This is a genomic window from Thermoanaerobacter wiegelii Rt8.B1 (assembly GCF_000147695.2).
In the GTDB taxonomy this organism is placed as follows: domain Bacteria; phylum Bacillota; class Thermoanaerobacteria; order Thermoanaerobacterales; family Thermoanaerobacteraceae; genus Thermoanaerobacter; species Thermoanaerobacter ethanolicus.
The window spans coordinates 1,520,870-1,544,416 of record NC_015958.1; the positions used below are offsets into that span (position 1 = coordinate 1,520,870).

Consider the following 23,547-nt stretch of genomic DNA (forward strand, 5'->3'; position numbering starts at 1 on the left):
CCTTCATAACACTTCTTTTAAGCTGGATACAAAACTCTTAACTTCCTGCAGCATTTCAGATTTATTATACCCTTTAGCAATTCTTTCTACAAGGGCACTCCCTACAATAATCCCATCACTAAAATCTTTTAATTTTTTCGCCATCTCCGGAGTAGATATGCCAAACCCTATTGCCTTTGGCATATTGGTATATTGAGAGACCATTTTCATATATTCTTCAATGTCAGTTTCAATGTCTTCTCTTGCTCCTGTGACACCTGTAATTGATACGCAATATACAAATCCTTTGCCATTTTCAGTGATTAATTTTATTCTTTCTTTTGATGTGGGAGCGACTAAAGGTATTAAATAAATATCGTATTTATCTGCTTCTTCAGAAATATCTTTTCTCTCTTCAATAGGCAAGTCTGGAATGATAAGCCCATCTATCCCTACATCTTTTGACTCTTTTAAAAATTTTTGTATGCCATATTTGAATATAGAGTTATAGTAGACAAGGTAAACCAGAGGGATATCACTTTTTAACCTTATTTTTTCTACTATTTTCATTATATCAGGAATTTTTACACCTTTATTTAAAGCTCTTTGTGAAGAAGCCTGTATTGTAGGTCCATCAGCTAAGGGATCAGAATAAGGTATTCCCAGTTCTATTATATCCGATCCTGCTTCTTCTAAGGCCAAAACTATATCATAAGTTGTCTCAATATCCGGGTCTCCCGCTGTTATAAAGGTTATTAAGGCTTTGCGCCCTTCTCCTTTTAAGGCTTCAAACTTTTTGTCAATCCTATTCATAACTCCACCCCCAATACTTTCGCAACTGTATTTACGTCTTTATCTCCTCTGCCTGACAAATTTACAATGATAATATTGTCTTTCCTTAAATTTGGAGCCAGTTTCATAGCATATGCCAAAGCGTGAGCGCTTTCCAAAGCTGGTATTATCCCTTCTGTTTGAGATAAGTCCATAAAAGCCGCCAATGCTTCTTCGTCTGTCGCATATACATATTGAGCTCTATTACTTTCTTTTAAAAAGGCATGTTCTGGACCTACCCCCGGGTAATCCAGTCCTGCAGATATAGAGTATACTGGCATTATTCTCCCCTCTTCATCCTGTAAAAGATAAGTCATCATGCCGTGCAATACTCCTACAGAACCTTTTGCCATTGTAGCTGCATGTTTCCCTGTCTCAATTCCTTCACCTGCAGCTTCCACGCCTATCAATTTTACCTCTTTATCTTCAATGAAGGGATAGAAAATTCCCATGGCATTACTGCCTCCGCCGACACAAGCAATCACATAGTCAGGAAGTCTTCCTTCTTTTTGAAGTATTTGCTCTTTTGCCTCATCCCCTATTACTCTTTGAAAATCTCTCACCATAGTAGGATAAGGATGAGGCCCAACAACAGAACCCATCACATAAAAAGTATTATCTACATTTGTCACCCAATCTCTTATTGCTTCATTTACTGCATCTTTTAAGGTTCCCGTCCCTGATTTTACTGGTGTTACTTTTGCACCTAAAAGTTTCATTCTAAAGACATTTAAAGATTGCCTTTTTATATCTTCTTCTCCCATGAATATTTCGCATTCCATTCCAAACATTGCAGCAGCTGTAGCAGTTGCCACTCCATGCTGTCCTGCTCCTGTCTCAGCTATAACTCTCTTTTTATTCATCCGTTTTGCCAATAAAATCTGTCCCAATACGTTGTTTATTTTATGGGCTCCTGTGTGGTTTAGGTCTTCCCTCTTTAGATAAATTTTCGCCCCGCCAAACCTTTTAGTAAGATTCTCAGCATAATACAAAGGTGTAGGTCTTCCTGAATATTCCCTCAAGTAATACCTATATTCTTCCATGAAATCTTTATCCTGTTTAGCTTTTTCAAATTCCCTCTCTAATTCTATAAGCGCATTCATCACAGTCTCTGGCACATACTGACCTCCAAAACGTCCAAATCTTCCACTCATCGAATACCCCTCACTTTTTCAATAAATGATTTCATTTTTTTAAAATCTTTATAACCTTCTGTCTCAACGCCACTGGAGACGTCAACAGCATAGGGATTTACTATTCTTATAGCTTCCTCTACATTGTTTTCGTTTAGCCCTCCTGCCAAAATTATTGGAACATTCAATTCAAATCCTTTTAAAACTTCCCAATTAAATGTTTTTCCTGTACCACCGTATTCGTTTTTTGTCAAAGTGTCAAATACAAAACTATTTACTCTAAATTCTTTTGTTTTTTCCAAATCTTCTTTGTCTTTTATGCGTATTGCCTTCCACACTGTGAAATTTTTAAAATTATCTATATAATCCTGTGTTTCATCACCGTGAAACTGTAAAACATCGAGATTTAGTGTTTGAGCTATCTTTAATGCATTTTCCACTGGTTCATTTACAAAAACTCCCACTGTTTTGATCTCTTTATCAAGAAGGCTTATGAGGTATAAAGCCTGTTCTACCTCTACTTGTCTTTTGCTTTTTGCAAAGACAAATCCTACATAATCAGGTTTTAGCTCATTGGCATATTCAATATCCTCTTTTCTTCTCAGTCCGCAAATTTTTACTTTTACCAATTTATCCTCCTCCTTTTGCCTCCCTTACAAAATCAGTGATTTTGTCAATATCATCTATAATTTTCATAAAAGTCTCGCCAATTAATACGGCATCTACTCCCAAAGAAGCTAAATACCTTACATCTTCAGGTATTTTTATTCCACTTTCGGAAACAATTATTGTACTTTGAGGTATATATTTAATCAAATTTTCTGTTGTATTTATATCTACATTAAAAGTCTTAAGGTCTCTGTTATTTATACCTATTATGTCACATTCAGCTTCTAATGCTATTGCAAGCTGCTGTCTATCGTGAACTTCCACAAGCGCATCTAAACCTACACTTTTAGATAAATTATAGAAAGTATTTAAGTTATCCCCTAATACGGAAACAATGAAAAGTACTGCGTCGGCTCCTAAAATTTTTGATTCATATATTTGGTATTCATCCACAATAAAATCTTTTCTCAAAATAGGTTTTGAAGTGACTTTTTTTACTTCACTAATGTAATTGTCATCCCCTTTAAAAAATTCCTTCTCTGTCAAAACGGAAATAGCGTCAATATCAACTTTCTCATACACTTTTGCAATTTTTACTGCATCAAAGTCTTCTTTTATAATTCCTTTAGATGGAGAGGCTTTTTTTATCTCTCCAATAATTGATATACCCTCTTTTTGAAGTGCTTTCTTGAAATTGCCAGAATAGCCTCCTTTAATTTCGTTAATTAGTTCCTCTACTGGCTTTATTCTTTTTTTCTCTTCCACCTCCTTTTTTTTGTGTCTCACAATCTCATCTAATACCATCAACTAAGCCTCCTTTGGTACTCCAAAATCTCTGTAAGCTTATCAAGAGCTAAACCCGTATCTATTAGATAATTTGCGACTTTTATTCCTTCTTTTAAATCTTCCACAACTTTTCCTATATATAAGGCCGCTGCTGCGTTTAAAACGACTATATCTCTTTTAGGCCCTTTTTCACCTCTTAAGATGTTTAAGATTATTTGAGCATTTTCTTTAGCGTCTTTGCCTTCTAAATCTTCAAGTTTTGCATAAGGGATACCGTAATCTCCTGGGTCTATCACATAATCAATGACTTTGCCTTCTTTTACTTCACTGACAAAAGTAGGAGAAGTAGTAGTTATTTCATCAAGGCCATCAAAGCCGTGGACCACCATAGCCTTTTCAATTCCCAATCTTAAAAGTACTTCAGCAAGGGGATGAATCAATTCTTTATCATAAATTCCTAACACCTGTCCGTTTACAAATGCGGGATTTGTCAATGGTCCTAAAACATTAAATACCGTTCTTGTGCCTAACTCTTTTCTAATGCCTGCTACGTTTTTCATTGCGACGTGATATTTGGGCGCAAACAAAAATCCCATACCCTTTTCTTCAATTAATCTTTTTGTTTTTTCAGGCACCATTTCAATGTCAAATCCCAATTCCATCAAAACATCTGCACTTCCACTTTTACTGGAAACAGCTCTATTGCCGTGTTTTGCAACTTTTACTCCTGCAGCTGAAGCAATTATAGCAACCGCCGTTGAAATATTGAATGTCTTCCCACCATCGCCACCTGTCCCACAAGTATCTATCACATAGTCAGAGGCAAGTTCTACTTTTATTGCGTTGTCTCTCATTGCCTTCGCGAAACCTGTTATTTCTTCCACACTTTCACCTTTTAATCGTAGTCCTATTAATATGCCCCCTATTAAAGAAGGAGTTGCATTGCCACTCATAATTTCATTCATAACAGCATAAGCTTCTTTTTCTTCAAGACTTTCCTTTAAAACAATTTTTTTAATAGCTTCTTGTAACACTTTAAAGCACCTCCAAAAAATTTCTCAAAATTTCTTTACCCCGCTCTGTCAAGATAGATTCTGGATGAAACTGTAAACCATATACAGGGTACATTTTATGCCTTACTCCCATAATCACTCCTTCCTCTGTATAGGCTGTAATTTCTAAATCTCTTGGAAGAGTTTGTCTGTCAATAACAAGAGAATGATATCTCATTGCCTCTATAGGATTTTTAATATCTTTAAATATCTCTTCTCCTTTGTGAAACACGAGAGAAGTTTTGCCATGCATTATCTTATCTGCTTTCACAATTTTTGCACCATATGCATATCCAATCGCTTGGTGGCCAAGACATATTCCTAATATTGGAATTTTGTCCCCTAAACTTTTAATGACATCAACGCATATGCCTGCATTTTCAGGCCTTCCCGGTCCAGGTGATAATATAATTTTTTCGGGATTTAGTTTTTCAATGTCTTTAACAGACACTTCATCATTTCTTATTACAAATATTTCTTTGCTCATTTCTCCCACATATTGATAAAGATTATAGGTAAAGGAATCGTAATTATCTATAATCAGAATCATCAAAGAACCTCCTTAAGAGCCATTGCCTTATTTAAAGTTTCATAATATTCCATCTCAGGAATTGAATCATATACAATACCTGCTCCCGCTTGAAGGTAAGCATAACCTTCCTTGAAGAGAATAGTCCTTATTGCTATGCACATGTCCATATTGCCATTGTAGGAAAAATAACCAACAGCTCCTGCGTAAAAAGACCTTCTCACATTTTCAAGTTCGTCTATTATTTCCATCGCCCTTATTTTTGGTGCCCCAGAAACTGTACCTGCAGGAAGACAAGCTATAAGAGCATCAAAAGCCGTAAGTCCTCTTTTTAACTTTCCTGAAACAGTCGATACAATGTGCATTACATGAGAGTAAAAATCTACTTCCATAAAACGCTCTATTTTTACACTTCCAAATTCACTAACTTTTCCTATATCGTTTCTTCCAAGGTCAACTAACATCACATGCTCTGCCCTTTCCTTTTCATCTTTTAAAAGTTCCTCTTTAAGTCTTAAATCTTCTTCTGCATCTTTTCCTCTTCGCCTTGTGCCTGCAATGGGATTTGTAGTCACTTTGTCTCCAAAAACACTTACAAGGCTTTCAGGTGAAGAACCAAGAAGCTGAAAATCACCAAAGTCGATATAAAATAGATATGGAGATGGATTTTTTGACCTCAATCTTCTGTAAACCTCAAAAGGGTGCGAATTAACTCGTGCTTTTAATCTTTGTGACAGTACTACTTGAAATATGTCTCCTTTTTCGATGTATTCTTTTGTTTTTTAACAATTTGGCAAAACTCCTCTTTTGTAAAGTTGTAATTCACTTCTTTTTCCTCTTGAGGTGAAAGGTCATGAAATTCTATGTTAGTTGATTTTATCTCTTGCAAAAGACCGTTAATCTCTTGTAAAACTTCCTCATACTCTACATCTTCATCAGGATATACGTTATAAACAATATAAATCCTGTGTTTAAAGTGGTCATAGCAAATAAAACTTTTATAAAACATAAAGTATACGTCCGGTATATTTATTTCATCAGGGTTTTTATCCGGCAGTCTTTCATAAAGTCTTATCGTATCGTAAGATACATAACCCACAGCCCCCCTACAAAAGGAATATCAAGTCCTAAAGGATTATAATTAAGCTGTAAAACATTTTTTATCTCTTCAAGCACCATACCTTTTTTATGCTCTTCTCTGTCTGTGATAATTTTTATATCTCTGTTGTAGCTTAAAATTAATAAATAAGGGTCTTTTCCTATAAAGGAATATCTCCCCCAGTTAGTGCCTCCATTTGCACTTTCCAGTAAAAATTTGTTTTTGCCTTCAAGACTATAAAAAATGTTTATTGGGGTCAATTCATCTCCGTTTATTTCTACATAGACCGGAAAGACATATCCTCTTTTTTTGTGTTCGCAAAAATCTTCTTTAGAAATGTTTACCACTTTATCACCTCCTGAAAATTAAAAAAGTCACTCCGCCCATTGGGGCGAAGTGACTCGCGGTGCCACCCAATTTGTCCTGTATTACTAAAAAAAGCATTTCACCAAAAGGGCGAAATGCTCGCTTGTGCCACCTTTTTAACACAGGACCACTCTTTCGGGTACGGAGATTCCTCGATACCCTGTCTTTTTAACGGTAGACCACCGGATACTGCTACTTAAAAGTTCGCATCTCACCTCACGGGCCCATTCAATATCAGCTACAGTACTCGGCTTTCACCCTCCCGAGCTCGCTTTGACTAAACGCTGATATCTACTCTTCCCGGTCATTGGTTTTCATACAAATTTATATTGTGTTATTTTAATTCTATAACGCATTAAATTATTTGTCAATATATTTTTATGCAAGTCAAAGTTAATTATACATAATATTTTTTTATCTTCTCGTCAATTGTAACTCCTTCAGGTTTATAATCAATCTTTACAACAGATATGACCCTACTTGCTCCTTCTTTTATACAAATTTCCTGCGCTTTTTTAACTATCTCTAAAAGAGTATCAAGTTCTCCTTCCATTGTAGTCTCCATTGGTCCCACAACATACTTTACACCTGTTCTCTTTATATATTCTATGACTTTATCTACAATGGGATACACCTTTTCTTCAGAAACTACAGGCAATACCTGTAGGCTTAAATTGACAACTGGCACTTTATCACCTCAAAACCTTTTTAAATTTGTTTAAGAGCTTGATCCAAATCCTCTATTATATCATTGTAATCCTCAAGCCCTACTGATATTCTCACCATACTTTCTGTGAAGCCGAATTCCTCAAGCTTTTCTTTTGGATACCCTCTGTGAGTCATAAAGGAAGGTACTTCCACTAATGTTTCTGTATCTCCTAAGCTTACCGCTAACTGACACAATCTTAAATTACTTATAAACTTCTCTAAATTTTTGGTTCCTCCCTCTATTTCAAAACTTATGATAGCTCCGAATCCTCTCATTTGCTTTTTCGCTATTTCATGGCCTTTAAAACTTTCAAGACCAGGATACATAACATTTTTTATTTTAGGATGCGAATTTAAAAAATTCGCTACCTCTATTGCATTTTTTTCATGTTGCCTCATTCTTAAGCCTAAAGTCTTTATGCCTCTCAACATCAACCAAGCATTGAAAGGGCTCATTACCCCACCAAATTCACACATATAATCAAATTTTAAATAATGTATATACTTTTCATCTTGTGAAACTGCAACTCCTCCAAGTGCGTCACCGTGGCCTCCTATATATTTAGTAGCACTATGAACAACTACATCGGCTCCCAATAGAAGAGGATTTTGAAAATAGGGGGTAGCAAAAGTATTATCAACAACAATTTTAATATCTTTTTTATGACATACCCTTGCAACCTCTTCAATATCTATAATAGATAAATTTGGATTAGAAGGAGTCTCAAAATACACAACTTTTGTGGAGTCATCTATACTTTTTTCTAATTCGCTTATATCTGTAAGGTCCACTATTTTATAATTTACTCCATATTTAGGCAGTATATTTGTCACTACGTTATAACTTGAACCATAAAGAGTCTTATGAACTATTACAGTATCTTTGAGTTTTAAAAGAGAAAATAAAACTGAACTAATAGCAGCCATCCCGGAAGAAAAAGCTACTGCCCCTTTGCCATATTCCAACTCCGCTAATCTGTTTTCAAATAATCTTAAGGTCGGATTATTACCTCTTGTATAAACATAGTCTTGAGATTGAAAAGTCATCACCTTTTCAACATGTTCGAGGTCATCAAAAACAAAAGTAGTCGTCTGAAAAATTGGAGGATTCAAAGCATTTTCAGGATTTCTATTAAACCCAGTCCCGTGAATTGCCTTTGTGTCAAATCGATAATTTTTATCCGCTTCCATAATCGCTCCTCCTATAATTCAATCACTGCCCTATTACAACTACAATGATTTTGATCTAACTTTTCTTCTAAGAAAACCTTTATAAATGTTTTTATCACTTTTTCTTTGCTCAATTCTAAGATATTTTTTATTTCATGTAATGTTATATTGCCCTTCATTCCTGTAGCCCAATTTGAAACTATCCCCACCGCAGCATAGCACATTCCTAATTCTTTCGCTAAAACTACTTCTGGAACATTAGTCATCCCCACTACATCGGCACCTAAATTTTTATACATTCTTATCTCTTGTGCAGTTTCAAATCGTGGACCTTCAGTGCACACATAAACTGCATCTCCCTTTATCAATAAGTCTTCTTTTTTAGCAGCATTATAAAATTTTGCCCTTAAATTACTACAATAAGGGTCACTCATATCTACATGTCTTACCACTCCATCTTCCCCTTCAAAAAAGGTCAATGGTCTCGATTTAGTAAAATCTAAAAAATCTTTAAGTACTACAACATCCCCTGGCTCATAATTTTCATTAAAAGAACCAACTGCAGCTGTTGCATACACATATTTTACTCCCATTTGTTTCAATGCCATAATATTTGCCCTATAATTTACGAGATGAGGTGGAACTGCATGACCTTTCCCATGTCGGGGCAAAAAACCAATTTCCTCCCCCGCAATAGTCACAATATCAATTTCCACTTCTCCATATTTTGTCTCTACCATTTTTTTTGACACCTTTTGTCCTATTTCGTAAAATCCAGTACCACCAATGATCGCCTTTTCCATTAAAAATGTACCTCCTCTGTCTTTTGTATTTATATGCAAATAATCAAAATTAATCCGGGTATCCTTCACTTTAGCTTTAATATGTTTTCCCTGAAAGGAGGTCTAATTATTCCTTTTTCTGTAATTATTCCCGTTATATTTTCATGAGGAGTCACATCAAAAGCTGGATTGTACACTTCTATTCCTTCAGGTGCAATTCTTACGCCATTTATATGAGTTACCTCTTCAGGACTCCTTTCCTCTATAACTATCTCTTTTCCTGTCTCAATGTTAAAATCAATTGTGCTGGTAGGAGCTACCACATAAAAAGGAACATGGTACATTTTTGCCACAGCAGAGAGCATAAAAGTTCCAATTTTATTGGCAGTATCCCCATTTAAAGCAATTCTATCGGCTCCTACTAATATCACATCTATTTTCCCATCTCTTATCAAAGTAGCAGCAACACTATCAGCAATTAACTTTGCAGGAATTCCTTCTTGTACTAATTCCCATGCTGTCAATTTTGCGCCTTGAAGCCTAGGCCTTGTCTCATCAGCATATACAAAAATATTTTTCCCACTGTAATGGGCTTCTCTAATAACTCCTAAAGCAGTTCCATACCCTACGGTTGCAAGGGCTCCCGTATTGCAATGGGTCAAAATAACTGCATTTTCTTTAATTATCTCATTCCCAAATTTAGCCATCTTTTTGTTGGTTTCTATATCTTCGTAGTAAATATTATCTGCCTCTTTTTTTAATAGCTCATATAGGTCTTGTAGTCCTAGCTCTTTATTATTCTCAATAACTTTTTTCATTCTATTTATTGCCCACATAAGGTTTACAGCAGTAGGTCTTGATTTTGAGAGAATTTCTAAAGCTTCCTCCATTTTTTTAAAGAAACTTTCTTTTTCCTCATTAATAAATTCTTTTGCAGCCAATACCACCCCATAAGCTGCTGCAGCTCCAATTGCCGGTGCCCCCCTTACCACCATGTCTTTTATAGCAAAATTTACGTCTTTATAAGTTCTGCACTCAAAAATCTCATAACTATTGGGCAATTTTCTTTGGTCAATTAAATATAAAACTCCATCTTTAAACTCTATAGTTTTAATCTCTCCCACTTTTTTCACCTCTTTATTATTTTTTTACCTGCCCATAAGTTTTAAACTTTTCTAACATTAACCTCATTTCATCTTCTGGAAGAATAACTGGTTCTCCTATAGATTTTGACCTGTAATATAATTCTGCCACGTACTCAATTTGAATACTTATATTAAAAGCATTAGGCAAATCTTCAGCTCCTACCAAAAGTCCGTGATTGGCTAATAGCACAGCTTTTCTATCCTTCATAGCCTCAAAAGCGTTTTCTGCCAATTCTTTTGTACCAAAAGTTGCATATTTAGCACATCTGACATTTGGTCCTGCTAAAGCCACAAGGTAATGAACTGGTGGAAGGTCCCAATGTAGACAGGAAAGAGTTGTAGAATATACTGGATGAGTGTGTATAATAGCGTTTATGTCTTGTCTGTTAGCGTAAAAAATTCTGTGCATCTCATACTCTGAAGAAGGAGTCCTATTACCTTCTATTACATTGCCATTTAAGTCCATTACTACTACATCCTCAGGCTTAATTTCAAAATAATCAATTCCTGAAGGAGTTATAGCCATCAATCCTTTTTCCTTATTGTAAATGCTTAAATTCCCTCCTGTACCTCTTGTAAGATTAGAATTTATAAGTTTTTTGCCATATTCTACTATTTGTTCTCTTTCTGATTTTAATAGCACTTTTATCACCCCATTTTTAATATGTGCTCTAAATAATTTTACAATTTCTACCAAAGCCATCATATAAAAATGCAAATAAAGTGTCAACTTACAAAAATTTGGGTATCCTGCCTTAGCAGAATACCTTTTCCATGTTATTCTTTCCCTATTAATTCCTTCGCCCTTTTCTCTACGTTATACATTACTTTTTCCACATCTACAGTTTTTATTTCTCTATTTTCCATTATTATTTTGCCATTTATTATCACTGTATCCACATCTGATGCTTGAGCAGTATAAGCTAAAGCAGAAATTAAATTGTGATGTGGATAAAAATGCGGCTTGTCAATATCAATAATCACTATATCCGCTTTTTTCCCTACTTCGATGGAACCTATCTCTTTATCCCACAATAAAGCTTTAGCGCCATTGATTGTCGCCATTTTTAGAGCTTCCAATGCCGGTACAGCAAGAGCATCGTAATTTAACGCCTTATTAATAGTGGCAGCAAAATGAATCTCTTCAAACATGTTTAAGTTATTGTTACTGGCTGGGCCATCTGTTCCCAAAGCTACGTTTATTCCTTTTTTTAGCATTTGATCCACAGGAGCAAAACCACTGGCTAATTTGGCATTACTGGTAGGATTGTAAACTGGTGATACCTTCATTTCCTTTAATATTTCAATGTCTTCATCGCTTACATGAACACAATGAGCTGCTATAGTTGGAACATCAAATACTCCTATGTCCTTTAAATGTTTCACAGGAGATTTTCCATGCTTTTGGAAACTTTCTTCTACTTCTTTTTTTGTTTCTGATACATGAATATGAATTCCTGTATTTAACTCTTTAGCTAACTCTACTACTTCCTTTAAATAAGAGGGGCTACAGGTATAAGGTGCATGAGGACCCACCATTACTTTGATTCTTCCATCCGCTTTATTATGCCAGGTATTATAAAGTTTTCGCGTATCTCTTAATTTTTCCTTATTTATTTCAGCGTCACTTTCTTCTATAATACCCCTTGTCAACACTCCTCTTATCCCTACTTCTTCTGTTGCTTTAGCTACTTTATCCATAAAAAAATACATATCGCAAAAAGTAGTAGTACCAGAATAAATCATCTCTATCATACTCAATAAAGAACCCCAGTAAACGTCTTCTGCTGAAAGTTTAGATTCAACGGGCCAGATATGTTTACTCAACCAATCAAATAACGGCACATCATCTGCATAATTCCTAAGTAAAGACATTCCCAAATGAGTATGAGCATTTATAAGACCCGGCATTGCAATTTTTTTTGTCCCATCTATGACTCTGTCAACTTTTATATCCGGATTAATTTCTCCTATGTAAGTTATCGTGTCGCCTTCAATATAGATATTGGTGTTTTCCATAAGTGGCTGTTCTTCTTTCATAGATAGCAAAGCTACATTTTTTATAAGCAGATTCATAATATCCCTCCTAAAAATAATGTTTAAAAAGGGGAAAAATCCCCTTTTTAAACTTGTGTTTGCTGCTCAATGTGAGAAGCACATCTTGCGCAAATAGTTGGATGCTCTTTTATAGTCCCTACTGTTTCACTGTACATCCAGCAGCGTTCGCATTTTTCACCCGGTGCATGGGTTACCACAATCTTCAAATTATAATCTTCACTTTCATAAGCATTTTGAGGAACAGGTTCTTCTGGTTGGTGAAGTACCACTTTTGAAACTATGAACACATATTCGAGGTCATTAAAGCCTTTAAAGAAATCATAAAGCTCTTGAGATGGATATATATCCACTTGTGCCTCTAAAGAGTGACCTATCTTTTTGTCAGTTCTCGCTATTTCAAGAGCTTTAGAAATATCTTTTCTTGTGTCAAAAAGTTTTTCCCATTTTTCTATTATATAAGGGTTATTGTATTTTTCTTGGACTTGAGGCCAATCAGCTAACTGAACACTTTCAAAATTATTTTGACTGTCGTGCTTCATATATGACCATATTTCTTCTGAAGTAAATGTAAGCACTGGTGCTATCAACCTTACAAGAGTGTCTAAAATAATGTAAAGTGTCGTTTGAGCCGCTCTTCTCTCTTTAGAAGTAGCAGGATAAGTGTACAATCTGTCTTTTAAAATGTCCAGGTAAAGGCTACTCATATCTACTACACAGAAGGTATGAACCAGATGGAGAAAATCGTAATACTCATATTTATCAAAAGCCTCTGTAAGCTCTTCAACTACTCTGTTAAGCCTATATAAAGCCCATTTATCTATCTCTAAAAGCTCTTCGTAAGGGAGCATATCCTTATCAGGGTCAAAGTCATAAAGATTGCTTAACAAGAATTTACTAGTGTTACGTATTTTTCTGTACGCTTCTGTCATCTGTTTTAAAATCTCTTGTGAAATTCTCATATCTGAAGTAAAATCAGCAGAAACAGTCCAAAGCCTCAAAATATCTGCTCCATATTCTTTAATTACATCAGCTGGGTCAATACCATTCCCTAAAGATTTTGACATTTTCCTTCCTTCACCGTCTACAACAAATCCGTGGGTCAATACGTTTCTATAAGGTGCTTTTCCACGTGTTGCCACAGATGTCAAAAGGGAAGACTGGAACCATCCTCTGTGTTGGTCTGAACCTTCTAAATAAAGCTCTGCAGGCCACTTTAGGTCAGGATGAGTTTGCAACACAGCTGCATGGCTGGAGCCTGAATCAAACCACACATCCATAATATCTGTCTCTTTCCTAAACTTTGTAGAACCGCATTCGCAAGTAATCCCTTTTGGCAATATCTCTTCAGCTGACATTTCAAACCATGCATCTGAACCCTTTTGCCTGAAGATCTCTTTAACTGCATTTATTGTATCATCATTTATAAGCGGTTTCCCACACTTTTCACAGTAGAATATAGGAATTGGCACACCCCATACCCTTTGCCTTGAAATACACCAGTCTCGTCTATCTCTTACCATGTTAGTTATGCGCTCTTCGCCCCATGAAGGATACCAATTAACTTCTTTAATAGCTTTTAGTGCCTCTTCTCTAAATCCTTCCACAGAAGCAAACCACTGTTCTGTCGCCCTAAATATTATTGGACTTTTACATCTCCAACAGTGAGGATATGAGTGGGTAATACGTGTTTCTGCCACTAATGCATTAGCTTTTTTCAAGTCTTCCTTAATGACCTTGTTAGCCTCTTCATAATACAGACCAGCATATCCTGGCGCTTTATCTGTAAAATATCCCTTATCATCTATTGGATTTAAAACCTCAAGACCGTACTCTTGCCCAACTAAAAAGTCTTCTTCACCATGGCCGGGAGCAGTATGAACACATCCAGTACCAGCTTCTAAAGTTACATGCTCACCCAAGATTATTAAAGAATCTCTGTCATATAAAGGATGGGTAGCCTTCATGCCCTCCAAATCTTTCCCTTTAAATACAGCAACTATTTCATAATCTGAAAGGTTAGCTTCTTTCTTTACAGTATCTAACATATCTTTTGCCATTATATATACTTCGTCTCCAAACTTTGCAAGCGCATAATCAAACTCTGGATTTAAAGCAATTGCAAGGTTAGCCGGAATAGTCCATGTAGTAGTTGTCCATATTACAAAATACACATTATTAAGATTCTCAACAATTCCCTTGAATTTCCCCAAATCATCTTTAACTCTAAATTTTACATAAATAGAATCAGAGGTTTCATCAAAGTATTCAATTTCTGCTTCTGCCAAAGCAGTCTCACAGCTGGGGCACCAATATACAGGCTTTAGACCTTTATAGATATAGCCTTTCTTAGCCATTTCACCAAATACTTCTATCTGTTTAGCTTCATACTCCGGATTCAAGGTAAGATAAGGATTATCCCAATCTCCCCTTACTCCCAATCTTTTGAATTGAGCTTTTTGCTTTTCAATCTGAGAAAAAGCAAAATCCCTACACACTTTTCTAAATTCTGTAGGACTTACTTCATGCCTTTTTATACCTAAAGTTTTTATAGCTTGCTGTTCAATAGGAAGACCGTGTGTATCCCATCCTGGCACATAAGGAGCATCATAACCCCTCATTGTTTTGTATTTCACTATAATGTCTTTTAATACCTTATTCATAGCAGTTCCAATGTGTATATCTCCATTAGCATAAGGCGGCCCATCGTGTAAAATATATTTTTCCTTGCCTTTATTTTTTTCCAATGTTTTATGATAAATATCCATTTCTTCCCATCTTTTTAATATCTCTGGCTCTCTTGTTGGCAAATTAGCCTTCATAGGAAAATCTGTCCTCGGCAAATTAAGTGTCTTGTTGTAATCCACTGAACATTACCTCCTCTTCAAATATTATCTTTCAAACTAAAAATAAAACTTCTCGTCAGGGACGAGAAGTTCGCGGTACCACCCTACTTATTAAGACAAAGAAAAACTTTGCCTTAATCTCTCATTTAAGATAACGGGAAACCCGGCACAGCTTACTCCTATTTCAGCCTGCAGCTCCGAGGTGATTTTCAGTAGAAACGAACTTATTGGCTCGCACCTACCGCCAACTCTCTGGAAGTCACTTCTACTTACTCGTCCTCATCATAGCTTTTAACAATATTTTTTACACAATTATATAATACCACAAGTTTTTCGTCAATAGTATGCATATCTCATGCAGTCAGAGCAGATTTCACTTTTACACCAGGAAGACTTCCAAGTTTACCAGTAAGAGCCCCTATTTCATCCGTTGTACCATCAACTATTAAAGCGATAACCGATACTCCTCTATCTTTATAGGGTATACCCATTCTTCCTACAATAATGTGGCCGTACTCACTCAATATGTGATTTACCCTATCCGCCACATTTTCTCTATTTTGAATTAATATTCCAACAACCCCTAATCTATTCTGCATCCTTCTCCTCATCCTCATCTGGAATCAATTCTTTCTCATCTATTGAAAGTATTGATTCCAACTGGGCTTCTAAAAGAGATTTAAATTTCGCTTTAAAAACATTTAATTGCTTGCGATATCTTTCTAACTCCATTCTTATTCTTACAACTTCTTGATTTGCCTTCTCTAATATTTTTTCTGCATTTTGTTGTGCATTTTGTATGATAAGTTGTGCTTCTTTTTCTGCATTTCTTTTCAATTCCTCTGCAGTATTTTGAGCAACAATCAAAGTATTGTTTAAAGTGTTCTCCATATTTATGTAGCTTTGAAGTTTTTCATTCATTATATTAATTCTATCTTTTAACTCCGCATTTTCTTTGTATAACATCTCATAGTCTTCCATAATTTTATCCAAAAACTCGTCCACTTCCTCTTCATTATAACCCCTAAAAGACCGCCTAAATTCTTTATTATGTATATCCATAGGCGTCAGCATAATATTACCTCCTTTTCTTTTGTAACATTATATAAACCTTAGAATATGTACAGAAACGCGACCTTTTTTTGTATTACCTCTCACTTCTTCTAATCTAATTCTTCCAAAACCACGTAAAGAAATTACATCTCCCTCTTTTACTTCTGAAGAAGGGTCCTCTGTATACTCCCAATTTATTTGAAGAAGACCGGAATTTATAAGTTCTGAAGCCTTCGTCCTTGATATACCAAAACCTGCAGCTGCCACACTGTCAACCCGTAGTGAGGCTACGGTAGAAAAAATGTCCTTATATTTTATTTCAGGTTCCAACACATCTTTCAAGTCAATTGAATTAACTCTTACCTTCTCTTTCCCGACTTTAAAAAGGTTCATAAGTACATAACTTTCCACATCTTTATGTAACAATATGTCACATTTATCCTCTTTTACAATTATATCGCCTATTTTTTGTCTTTTTATCCCTAACCCTAAAAGTGAACCCAATACATCTCTATGAGATAGCTTAGAAAAATTGCCTTCAATTCTTACAGCACAAATAGGGGTATCCTCCGGCTGTAAAAAATCGGGGTAAATAATTGCTATCTTTCTTTCTGCTAAAGGGTATCCTCCATCGAGATTATAGTTTATATCTTGCTGTCGATACTTTAATATAGTTTTTTCAAAAATTTTTTGTTCAGAGAGGCTTAAAAAGTCTGTATATTTTACTCTTTTAGATTTTAAAACGCCTTTAATTATGTCTTCAAATCGGGATACAGCAAATTCCTTGTCCATCATATATACCTCATCAGTAATAATACTAATTTAAAAACTAAAGGACGAACTAAATACTGAATCACCAAAATCGCCAAAACCGGCGAAAAATCTATCATTAAATTTCTTCCAATAGAAGACCTAAATTGTAATGCCCTAAAAGGCTCAAGTATTGGTTCTGTCGTTACGATCACAAAGCGAGAAAGTGGATTTGACATATTCTCCATTCGTAGCAAAGATAAAATAACCCTTATCAATATAAGCCAATTTATAACTTCAAAAAAATAATCTAATGCTGTTAAAATTGCAAAATTTACAGGCAAAATCATTTCCTCCTTATCAATTTAGATTGTATAAAGAATTTACTTCATCTTTTATATCCCCTGTAATGTCAAAATTCTCAGGCGCAACTAAAAATATATAGCCAGATATCTTCTTTATCTCTCCATTAAGAGCATAGGCTGCACCGCTTAAAAAATCCACTACTCTTTGAGCTTCATTTTTGTCCATCTTTTGTAAATCTACAATCACCGGTTTTTTATTTTTTAATTCATTGCATATATTCATCACTTGTTCAAACTTTTCTGGCTTTAAAATCAAAACTTTTACTTGGGTCTGTGTATGAATATTGACAATTTTAGGCTTTCTATCGTAAGGTATGACAGGTTGTAAAGAGTCTACTTCTTCTTTCTCTTCTTCTGGCTCATCGATACCAAAGAAACTCATTAATTTATCAATCACTTTTGAAGACATTAATTATCCCTCCACATTATATTGTCTTTGCCCAAAAATAGAAGTGCCAATTCTAACAATATTCGCCCCTTCTTCAACTGCTACCCAATAGTCATTGGACATGCCCATTGACAAAAATTCTACTTGTACATTATGTTGCTTAATTTCTTTTAGCTCTTCAAATAATTCTTTCATCTTTCTAAAATAGGGCCTTACCTCTTCCGGTGGAAGGTAAGGAGCTATTGTCATAAGCCCTCTAATTCTTATATTATCATATTTTTCCATTTCTTTAACAAAATTATGCATTTCTTCAGGAGGAATTCCGTATTTACTTTCCTCTCCACCAATATTGATTTCCACCAAACAATCTATTACGAGACTCTTTTGTTTAGCCCTTTTGTCTATTTCTTCTGCCAATTTAATACTATCTAAAGAATGTATCAACTTAACTTTGTCAATAATGTATTTCACTTTGTTTGTCTGTAAATGTCCTATAAAGTGAAATTCTACCTCATTTTTTAAATAAGGATACTTTTCATTTAACTCTTGAACCTTATTCTCACCTATGTCAGTTATTCCACAAGCAATAGCCTCTTTTATAGTTTCAACACCGAAAGTTTTAGTAGCTGCCACAATTAATATTTCCTCCGGATTTCTATTTACCTTTAATGCATGCTCTTTTATGTTTTCTTTTATCTTTCTTATATTTTCATATATAGTCGTATTTATCCCCCCTTATTTGCTCAAGTAATCCTCTCCATTTACCGCTATTTCGTCATACACTTTTAATCCAAATGTTTTATCAAGGCTTTCTACAATCGCATATTTGCCATCTGTAGCCTTTATTACTACTTCTTTAAAAGTAGGAACTTTGCCATTTTTTATTGCAAAAACTCCTTCTTTTCCTTCTTTTTGTACAATAGAAGAAAGAGGTATTTTAAGTCCATTGTACTCTTTAACTTTAACTTTTACATTTATTTTAGAAGTTTTATAAAAGTTGGGATATTCATCTATCATCTCAATTATTCCTATATATAATTTATCGTCACCTTTATAGGTTTTTATAACTTTTCCCCGCAATTCACCACCATAATTATCAATCAAAATTTTCACATTACTATCTTCTTTTAATAAGTCCTGTTGTTTTTCATTTAAAACCAACGCTAAATACCATTCCAAATTATCCACTATTTTTACAAAAGGGTAATCTCCTTTTACTTCTGTACTAATTTCTTTGGATTGAAAGTTTAAATTTTCAAGTTGTGTCGGATTTAAATTGAACATATCTTTTTCATGTAGAATACTTTCACTGCCATCGAAATAGTAACTTACAATTCCTGACTCTGGTGAATTTACAGTAATCACATTTTTTTCTACATATTTTTCTAAATACTCCTTTTGCTCTTTTAAGTTTTCAATTCTTTGGAGCATTATTGGCCCTTTACTTAAAATTTCTTCTTTTTTGGCTTTTAAGTCTTCAATCCTTTTTTGTATTTTATCTGCACCAGGGCTATTTTGCTGTATCGCATTTTGATAATTTTGCTCTTCTTTCTTTATTATGTCGTCTAATTTTTGAACATCTGAATAAAAAGGTATATTAGTATCCTGATTTTTTAGTTCTCTGTTTACCTCATCTAATTGATGTAGTTTTTCCTCATTAAAATCAGCAGAATAAACTTGCACAATAGGAGTACCTTTGGGAACTTTTTCTCCACTTGGTACAAGTTTTTTTATTTTACCATCAAAAGGAGCATTTATCATTATTTCATTTTTTATAACATATCCTTGGGCATTAAAGGCTATTAAAATACTTCCATAAGTCACTACTGTAGTTTTATTTTGGTTTGCAAAAGTCGTTATCCCTACTTTACTTATGTAAACTATCACCAATAATATAACTATAATTTTAGCTAACCTTTTCACATCTCTCACCTATCAATATATTCTATATAAATGCCGATTTTCCTTCTACAAATTTATGCATATATTCATTTTATCACAGTTTTTGATATTTTTATAGACAAAATAAGGAGATGGTGAATTGCCCATCCCCTTATTTTTTATTCTACCGGTTCTAATCTCGCAGTAAAATGCCTCAATATTGGCGGCTCATAAGTAAATCTATATCCTTTTATTTTATCTCTTCTTGCATAAACTCTTTTTACAGCCTCTGCTATAACATCCATATGGCTGTTAGTGTAAACTCTCCTTGGAATTGTAAGGCGCACAAATTTATTTATCGCTCTAGTTACAATTATACTGTTTTACCTAAAATTTCTTAACTGTTGATACCTCCTATTTTTATTTCCACAGCTTGTAATCGTTTAATAATTCTTTAAAAAAAGAGAAAACTTTATTTATGAGCAACTACTTCTATTTCTATAAGGGCACCCTTAGGAAGACTTTTTACTTCAACTAAGGAACGGGCAGGTGGATTGTCTTTAAAATACCTTCCATAAATCTCATTAATTTTTGCAAAATCCTCCATGTTAGTGACAAATACAGTCGTCTTTATAACATTATTAAGGTCCATTCCGGCAGCTTTTAAAATCGCTTTTATGTTCTCTAAAACCCTTTCCGTCTGCGCTTCAATACCTCCTTCTACAAGTTCTCCTGTAGCAGGATCAATTGCTATTTGTCCGGATGTGTACAAAAAGCCATCTATCATTACAGCTTGCGAGTATGGTCCAATAGCTTTAGGGGCGGCATCGGTGTTTATAATGGTTTTCATTTATTTTCATCCTTTCAGTAAAAGTGTTATACAATATGTAAAATCTGAATACATAGAATATTATATCATTAATATTTATGGCTTATCAATATTTTTTTAATGATTATAAAATTTTTTGCACTCCTTTGTTGTCAAAAATTTTAATATTAAACCCAGTGAAAAATAACGTAATATTGAAATAAAAAGAGAAAAATCTCATTTACCTTGTGTTTTTTTATGTTTTGGGCGAAAAATTGTGGATAAACTTAATTATTTAATTTTGACTTTCTTTGACCTTTATAATATTAATTAAAGTAGAAATACAATTTAGTATGTGCAGGAGGTGGTAAGTATGGTATTAAGGAGTGGTTTTCTCCCTTAATCGTACTTCCCATCTCTGCACTTCCCAAAAAATACATTGAAAAAGGAGAGGTGAGAAGTTCGCCTCTCCTTTTTTCATTTTTTAAAAAATTCTATAATGGTGGGTAATAACACCCTATTTAAAAAAATAGAGCACTTGTTCTAAATACCTGTTATATTATAATTGTTCAAATACTAAAAACACTCAAAAGGCCAGAATAAGTGCATAACAATTATATCACAAAACTTTTAAAAGCTGAAGATATAAATCAAAATGTCATAACAAAAGTTAAAGTATCAAAGAGGGAGGCATATGGATATAGGAATTTTGAACGATTTAGAAAGAGGATACCTTATTGTGTGTAAATAAGGGTAACAAGGGAATATAAAAGCAAATACTGGATAGCCTCTGTATCAAATGAGGTCTAGAGTATAATGAAGTTATTTACATTTAATGTAAAATTGCTAATAATTACATTATGTTCTGATCTAAAAAGTAAGGGCAGGCATTCAGAAAACACCTACCCCACCTCTTGACAAAGAACCACATTTTAAATACTACACCAGCCAGCACTATATTTGCCAGGCAACTTGGAACCCACTGGAAACTGCATCAATAATCTTACCTACATTGTAAGCATCTCCAATAACTCGAACATCAATTCCTTTATCCTCTAAGGTTTTCTTAAGTTCGTTTCCGACAGGCGACTGTCCAATAGCTAATACAACCTTATGAGCACGTATGAAATCTTGTTTCCCTTCCTTACCCACTGCTGCTACACCCTCGGGAGTGATCTCAGTAACTACCTTACCTGTCCTTGCAGTTATACCCAGCTTGGTGAACTGCTGCATCATATCGAATCGGCTTATTGGCTCCATGTCTATAGCTATATCGGATAGCATTTCGACTATAGTTACCTTAGCCCCTTTTTCAGCCAGATAATGGGCGGTTTCGCAGCCTACTAATCCACCACCAATCACAACAACTTCTTCGTCTTTATCGAAAGACACCTTTCCTGCTAATACATCCCATGCCTGGAAAACAAACGTATTTTCTTTCTCCGCCCCTTTAATCCTGGGTGTCACAGGTTCAGAACCCGTAGCAAGGATCACATAGTCCGGTGAAAGCGCTGCAATAGTCTCAGCATCTGCGGTAACACCGCTTCTGACTTCTACGCCAGCTCTCGAAAGTTCCGCTTCAAGCCAGTCGCGGAACCACTTAATTTTAGCTTTTCCAGGCGACGCTGATGCAATTTCTAGCTGGCCCCCTAGATGTTGTTTCTTTTCATACAATATAACTTGGTGCCCTCGTTTGGCAGCAGTGATAGCTGCCTGCATCCCCGCCGGTCCTCCACCGGCCACTACTACTTTTTTCTTTACAGGAGCTTGTTTAATTTCGCTATATACACCTTCACGGCCAGCTACGGGGTTGACGGTGCAACGGAGACGGAGATTCTGAAATACACGTCCGCCTATGCAGCCAATATTGCAGGAAATGCACTTACGTATTTCGTTTTGCCGACCCTCTTTAGCTTTCTTGGGCCATTCCGGATCGGCTATCAATCCGCGACCGACAGCTACAAAATCCGCCCGCCCTTCAGCAATGATTTTTTCGGCGAACTCAGGCTCACGAATCACACCGACAGTAATTACCGGGATATTTACTACCTTCTTTATTTCTTCCGCAAGATATACGCGCCATCCCTGTTCAAACCTCGATGGCTCCAGAAGAGTAGGCATCGACTCGTAAATGCCTGCACTTACATGTAACACATGTACGCCCGCTTCCTCCAGCATTTTGGCTATTTGTTTGCCCTCTTCTAAAGTATTGCCACCCTCGACAAACTCGTCGGCACTAAAACGGAAACTTATTGGATAGTCTTCTCCTACAGCTTCTTTAATCCTCCGAATTATCTCCAAAGGGAAGCGCATTCTTCTTTCAAAGCTACCACCATATTTGTCGACCCGCCGATTTGTACGTGGCGACATGAACTGCCCAATAAGATATCCATGTGCGCCGTGCAGCTCTATTCCGTCAAACATCGCTCCTTTAGCTCTCACAGCAGCATCAACGAATTTCTGAATTATCTCTTCAATTTCGTTGATTGTGAGCTCTCGCGGTTGAGTACCCAGAAATGAACAAGGAACTGGAGATGGAGCTACAGGTTGAAGCCCTTCTGTTATACCAGGAGTGGTTTGACGACCAGCATGGTGTATCTGCATAAAAATTTTAGCCCCATAACTGTGGACAGCCTCTGCCAGCTCAAAAAATCCGGCCATGTACTTGTCGTCATCAAGCCGCAACTGGCAGGCAACATTTTTGCCCTGAGGGTAATCTACCTGCACATTTTCTAAGATTATAAGCCCTACCCCACCCCTTGCACGGGCTACGTAATAGTCAATGAGTCTTTGACTTACTGATCCGTCCTCATTTGCAAGATTCGTTGCCATCGGTGGCATAACAATGCGGTTCCGGATAACCAAGTTTCCTATCCGGCCTTCTGAAAAAAGATTTGGAAAATGGGTCATAGTACCTCCTCCTTATTTTGAGTTGTGATGATCACAACCCCTTTAAAAATTTTTTATTAAAATTGTGCTTCCTCCTTTGAAGTTATAATATCCATTTGTTAAAAAAATATCAATTCCCAAATTTGCTCAAATTCGAGGAATATCCGTCGATTTTCTTCTTTTTATTATAAATATCACTCGCGCTCTTTCGTTTTTTCCAATTTTATTCTACATGTGCTTAAAATGTCTTTATTTCTATATTAAACGTTATTATTACCAAAAAATTTTTGATGATGTAAAGAGAGAAAGTGTCTACAAAATGT

General features: G+C 35.4%; 24 protein-coding genes, 1 pseudogene and 2 other annotated features. Of the genes and pseudogenes, 1 reads left to right on the forward strand and 24 read right to left on the reverse strand.

Going from position 1 to position 23,547, the window contains the following annotated elements:
* Positions 1-3: 3 nt before the first annotated feature.
* The 23 genes and pseudogenes from trpA to THEWI_RS07680 all read right to left on the reverse strand — a co-directional run bounded on the left by trpA (position 4) and on the right by THEWI_RS07680 (position 20,377).
* On the reverse strand, positions 4-792 hold the full coding sequence (gene trpA / locus THEWI_RS07575; RefSeq protein ID WP_014062995.1) for a tryptophan synthase subunit alpha: 789 nt from the start codon (positions 790-792) through the stop codon (positions 4-6).
* Positions 789-1,964 (reverse strand): tryptophan synthase subunit beta, encoded by a 1,176-nt coding sequence (trpB, locus tag THEWI_RS07580; protein ID WP_014062996.1) that lies wholly within the window; start codon positions 1,962-1,964, stop codon positions 789-791. The genes trpA and trpB overlap by 4 nt, the downstream gene beginning before the upstream one ends.
* On the reverse strand, positions 1,961-2,572 hold the full coding sequence (locus THEWI_RS07585; RefSeq protein WP_003869616.1) for a phosphoribosylanthranilate isomerase: 612 nt from the start codon (positions 2,570-2,572) through the stop codon (positions 1,961-1,963). Before THEWI_RS07585 ends, trpB begins: the two co-directional genes overlap by 4 nt.
* Position 2,573: 1 nt before the next feature.
* On the reverse strand, positions 2,574-3,356 hold the full coding sequence (gene trpC, locus THEWI_RS07590) for an indole-3-glycerol phosphate synthase TrpC (RefSeq protein WP_014062997.1): 783 nt from the start codon (positions 3,354-3,356) through the stop codon (positions 2,574-2,576).
* On the reverse strand, positions 3,356-4,372 hold the full coding sequence (trpD, locus tag THEWI_RS07595; RefSeq protein WP_014062998.1) for an anthranilate phosphoribosyltransferase: 1,017 nt from the start codon (positions 4,370-4,372) through the stop codon (positions 3,356-3,358). Before trpD ends, trpC begins: the two co-directional genes overlap by 1 nt.
* A 1-nt stretch (position 4,373) precedes the next feature.
* Entirely contained in the window at positions 4,374-4,940 is a 567-nt protein-coding gene (locus THEWI_RS07600; RefSeq protein WP_014062999.1) for an anthranilate synthase component II, read from the reverse strand.
* Positions 4,940-6,365 (reverse strand): annotated as a pseudogene (gene trpE, locus THEWI_RS07605) (anthranilate synthase component I). The gene THEWI_RS07600 and the pseudogene trpE overlap by 1 nt, the downstream one beginning before the upstream one ends.
* A 37-nt stretch (positions 6,366-6,402) precedes the next feature.
* Positions 6,403-6,701 (reverse strand) — a binding site (T-box leader).
* 80 nt (positions 6,702-6,781) lie between these two features.
* Complete coding sequence (locus tag THEWI_RS07610) at positions 6,782-7,072, reverse strand: thiamine-binding protein (protein ID WP_014063001.1); 291 nt, start codon at positions 7,070-7,072, stop codon at positions 6,782-6,784.
* Between the two features lie 20 nt (positions 7,073-7,092).
* A complete protein-coding gene (locus tag THEWI_RS07615) occupies positions 7,093-8,283 on the reverse strand; it encodes a trans-sulfuration enzyme family protein (RefSeq protein WP_014063002.1) in 1,191 nt (396 codons plus the stop codon).
* A gap of 11 nt (positions 8,284-8,294) precedes the next feature.
* Positions 8,295-9,065 carry an S-methyl-5'-thioinosine phosphorylase gene (locus THEWI_RS07620; RefSeq protein ID WP_014063003.1) on the reverse strand — a complete coding sequence of 257 codons (771 nt, stop codon included), beginning with the start codon at positions 9,063-9,065 and terminating at the stop codon, positions 8,295-8,297.
* A gap of 65 nt (positions 9,066-9,130) precedes the next feature.
* Complete coding sequence (mtnA, locus tag THEWI_RS07625; RefSeq protein ID WP_014063004.1) at positions 9,131-10,168, reverse strand: S-methyl-5-thioribose-1-phosphate isomerase; 1,038 nt, start codon at positions 10,166-10,168, stop codon at positions 9,131-9,133.
* Between the two features lie 16 nt (positions 10,169-10,184).
* Complete coding sequence (locus THEWI_RS07630; RefSeq protein WP_003869625.1) at positions 10,185-10,832, reverse strand: L-fuculose-phosphate aldolase; 648 nt, start codon at positions 10,830-10,832, stop codon at positions 10,185-10,187.
* 134 nt (positions 10,833-10,966) lie between these two features.
* Positions 10,967-12,265 (reverse strand): amidohydrolase, encoded by a 1,299-nt coding sequence (locus THEWI_RS07635; RefSeq protein ID WP_014063006.1) that lies wholly within the window; start codon positions 12,263-12,265, stop codon positions 10,967-10,969.
* A gap of 47 nt (positions 12,266-12,312) precedes the next feature.
* Entirely contained in the window at positions 12,313-15,111 is a 2,799-nt protein-coding gene (gene ileS / locus THEWI_RS07640; RefSeq protein ID WP_014063007.1) for an isoleucine--tRNA ligase, read from the reverse strand.
* Positions 15,112-15,165: 54 nt separating this feature from the next.
* Positions 15,166-15,385, reverse strand: a binding site (T-box leader).
* A gap of 58 nt (positions 15,386-15,443) precedes the next feature.
* Positions 15,444-15,689 carry a TM1266 family iron-only hydrogenase system putative regulator gene (locus tag THEWI_RS07645; protein WP_003867670.1) on the reverse strand — a complete coding sequence of 82 codons (246 nt, stop codon included), beginning with the start codon at positions 15,687-15,689 and terminating at the stop codon, positions 15,444-15,446.
* Complete coding sequence (locus THEWI_RS07650) at positions 15,679-16,164, reverse strand: DivIVA domain-containing protein (RefSeq protein WP_003869629.1); 486 nt, start codon at positions 16,162-16,164, stop codon at positions 15,679-15,681. Before THEWI_RS07650 ends, THEWI_RS07645 begins: the two co-directional genes overlap by 11 nt.
* 27 nt (positions 16,165-16,191) lie before the next feature.
* Entirely contained in the window at positions 16,192-16,938 is a 747-nt protein-coding gene (locus tag THEWI_RS07655; RefSeq protein ID WP_014063008.1) for a YlmH family RNA-binding protein, read from the reverse strand.
* Positions 16,935-17,237, reverse strand: a complete 303-nt coding sequence (locus THEWI_RS07660) for a YggT family protein (RefSeq protein WP_003867667.1) — start codon at positions 17,235-17,237, stop codon at positions 16,935-16,937. Before THEWI_RS07660 ends, THEWI_RS07655 begins: the two co-directional genes overlap by 4 nt.
* A 16-nt stretch (positions 17,238-17,253) precedes the next feature.
* Positions 17,254-17,667, reverse strand: coding sequence for a cell division protein SepF (locus THEWI_RS07665; protein ID WP_003869631.1), 414 nt, complete (start codon positions 17,665-17,667; stop codon positions 17,254-17,256).
* A 3-nt stretch (positions 17,668-17,670) separates the two neighbouring features.
* The gene (locus THEWI_RS07670; protein ID WP_208854414.1) at positions 17,671-18,375 is read right to left on the reverse strand and encodes a YggS family pyridoxal phosphate-dependent enzyme; all 705 of its coding nucleotides are present in this window, start codon (positions 18,373-18,375) and stop codon (positions 17,671-17,673) included.
* Positions 18,376-18,381: 6 nt separating this feature from the next.
* Positions 18,382-19,569 (reverse strand): biotin/lipoyl attachment domain-containing protein, encoded by a 1,188-nt coding sequence (locus THEWI_RS07675; protein WP_014063010.1) that lies wholly within the window; start codon positions 19,567-19,569, stop codon positions 18,382-18,384.
* A gap of 137 nt (positions 19,570-19,706) precedes the next feature.
* Positions 19,707-19,874 (reverse strand): tryptophanase, encoded by a 168-nt coding sequence (locus THEWI_RS13905; RefSeq protein ID WP_228378986.1) that lies wholly within the window; start codon positions 19,872-19,874, stop codon positions 19,707-19,709.
* A gap of 125 nt (positions 19,875-19,999) precedes the next feature.
* Positions 20,000-20,377, reverse strand: a complete 378-nt coding sequence (locus tag THEWI_RS07680) for a RidA family protein (RefSeq protein WP_014063011.1) — start codon at positions 20,375-20,377, stop codon at positions 20,000-20,002.
* Between the two features lie 561 nt (positions 20,378-20,938).
* On the opposite strand from THEWI_RS07680, the gene THEWI_RS14870 reads away from it, so the two are divergent.
* A complete protein-coding gene (locus tag THEWI_RS14870) occupies positions 20,939-21,082 on the forward strand; it encodes a transposase (RefSeq protein WP_244262184.1) in 144 nt (47 codons plus the stop codon).
* A gap of 207 nt (positions 21,083-21,289) precedes the next feature.
* Here the strand turns inward: THEWI_RS14870 and THEWI_RS07685 are convergent, their stop codons facing one another.
* The gene (locus THEWI_RS07685) at positions 21,290-23,245 is read right to left on the reverse strand and encodes an FAD-dependent oxidoreductase (RefSeq protein ID WP_014063012.1); all 1,956 of its coding nucleotides are present in this window, start codon (positions 23,243-23,245) and stop codon (positions 21,290-21,292) included.
* Positions 23,246-23,547 lie beyond the last annotated feature (302 nt).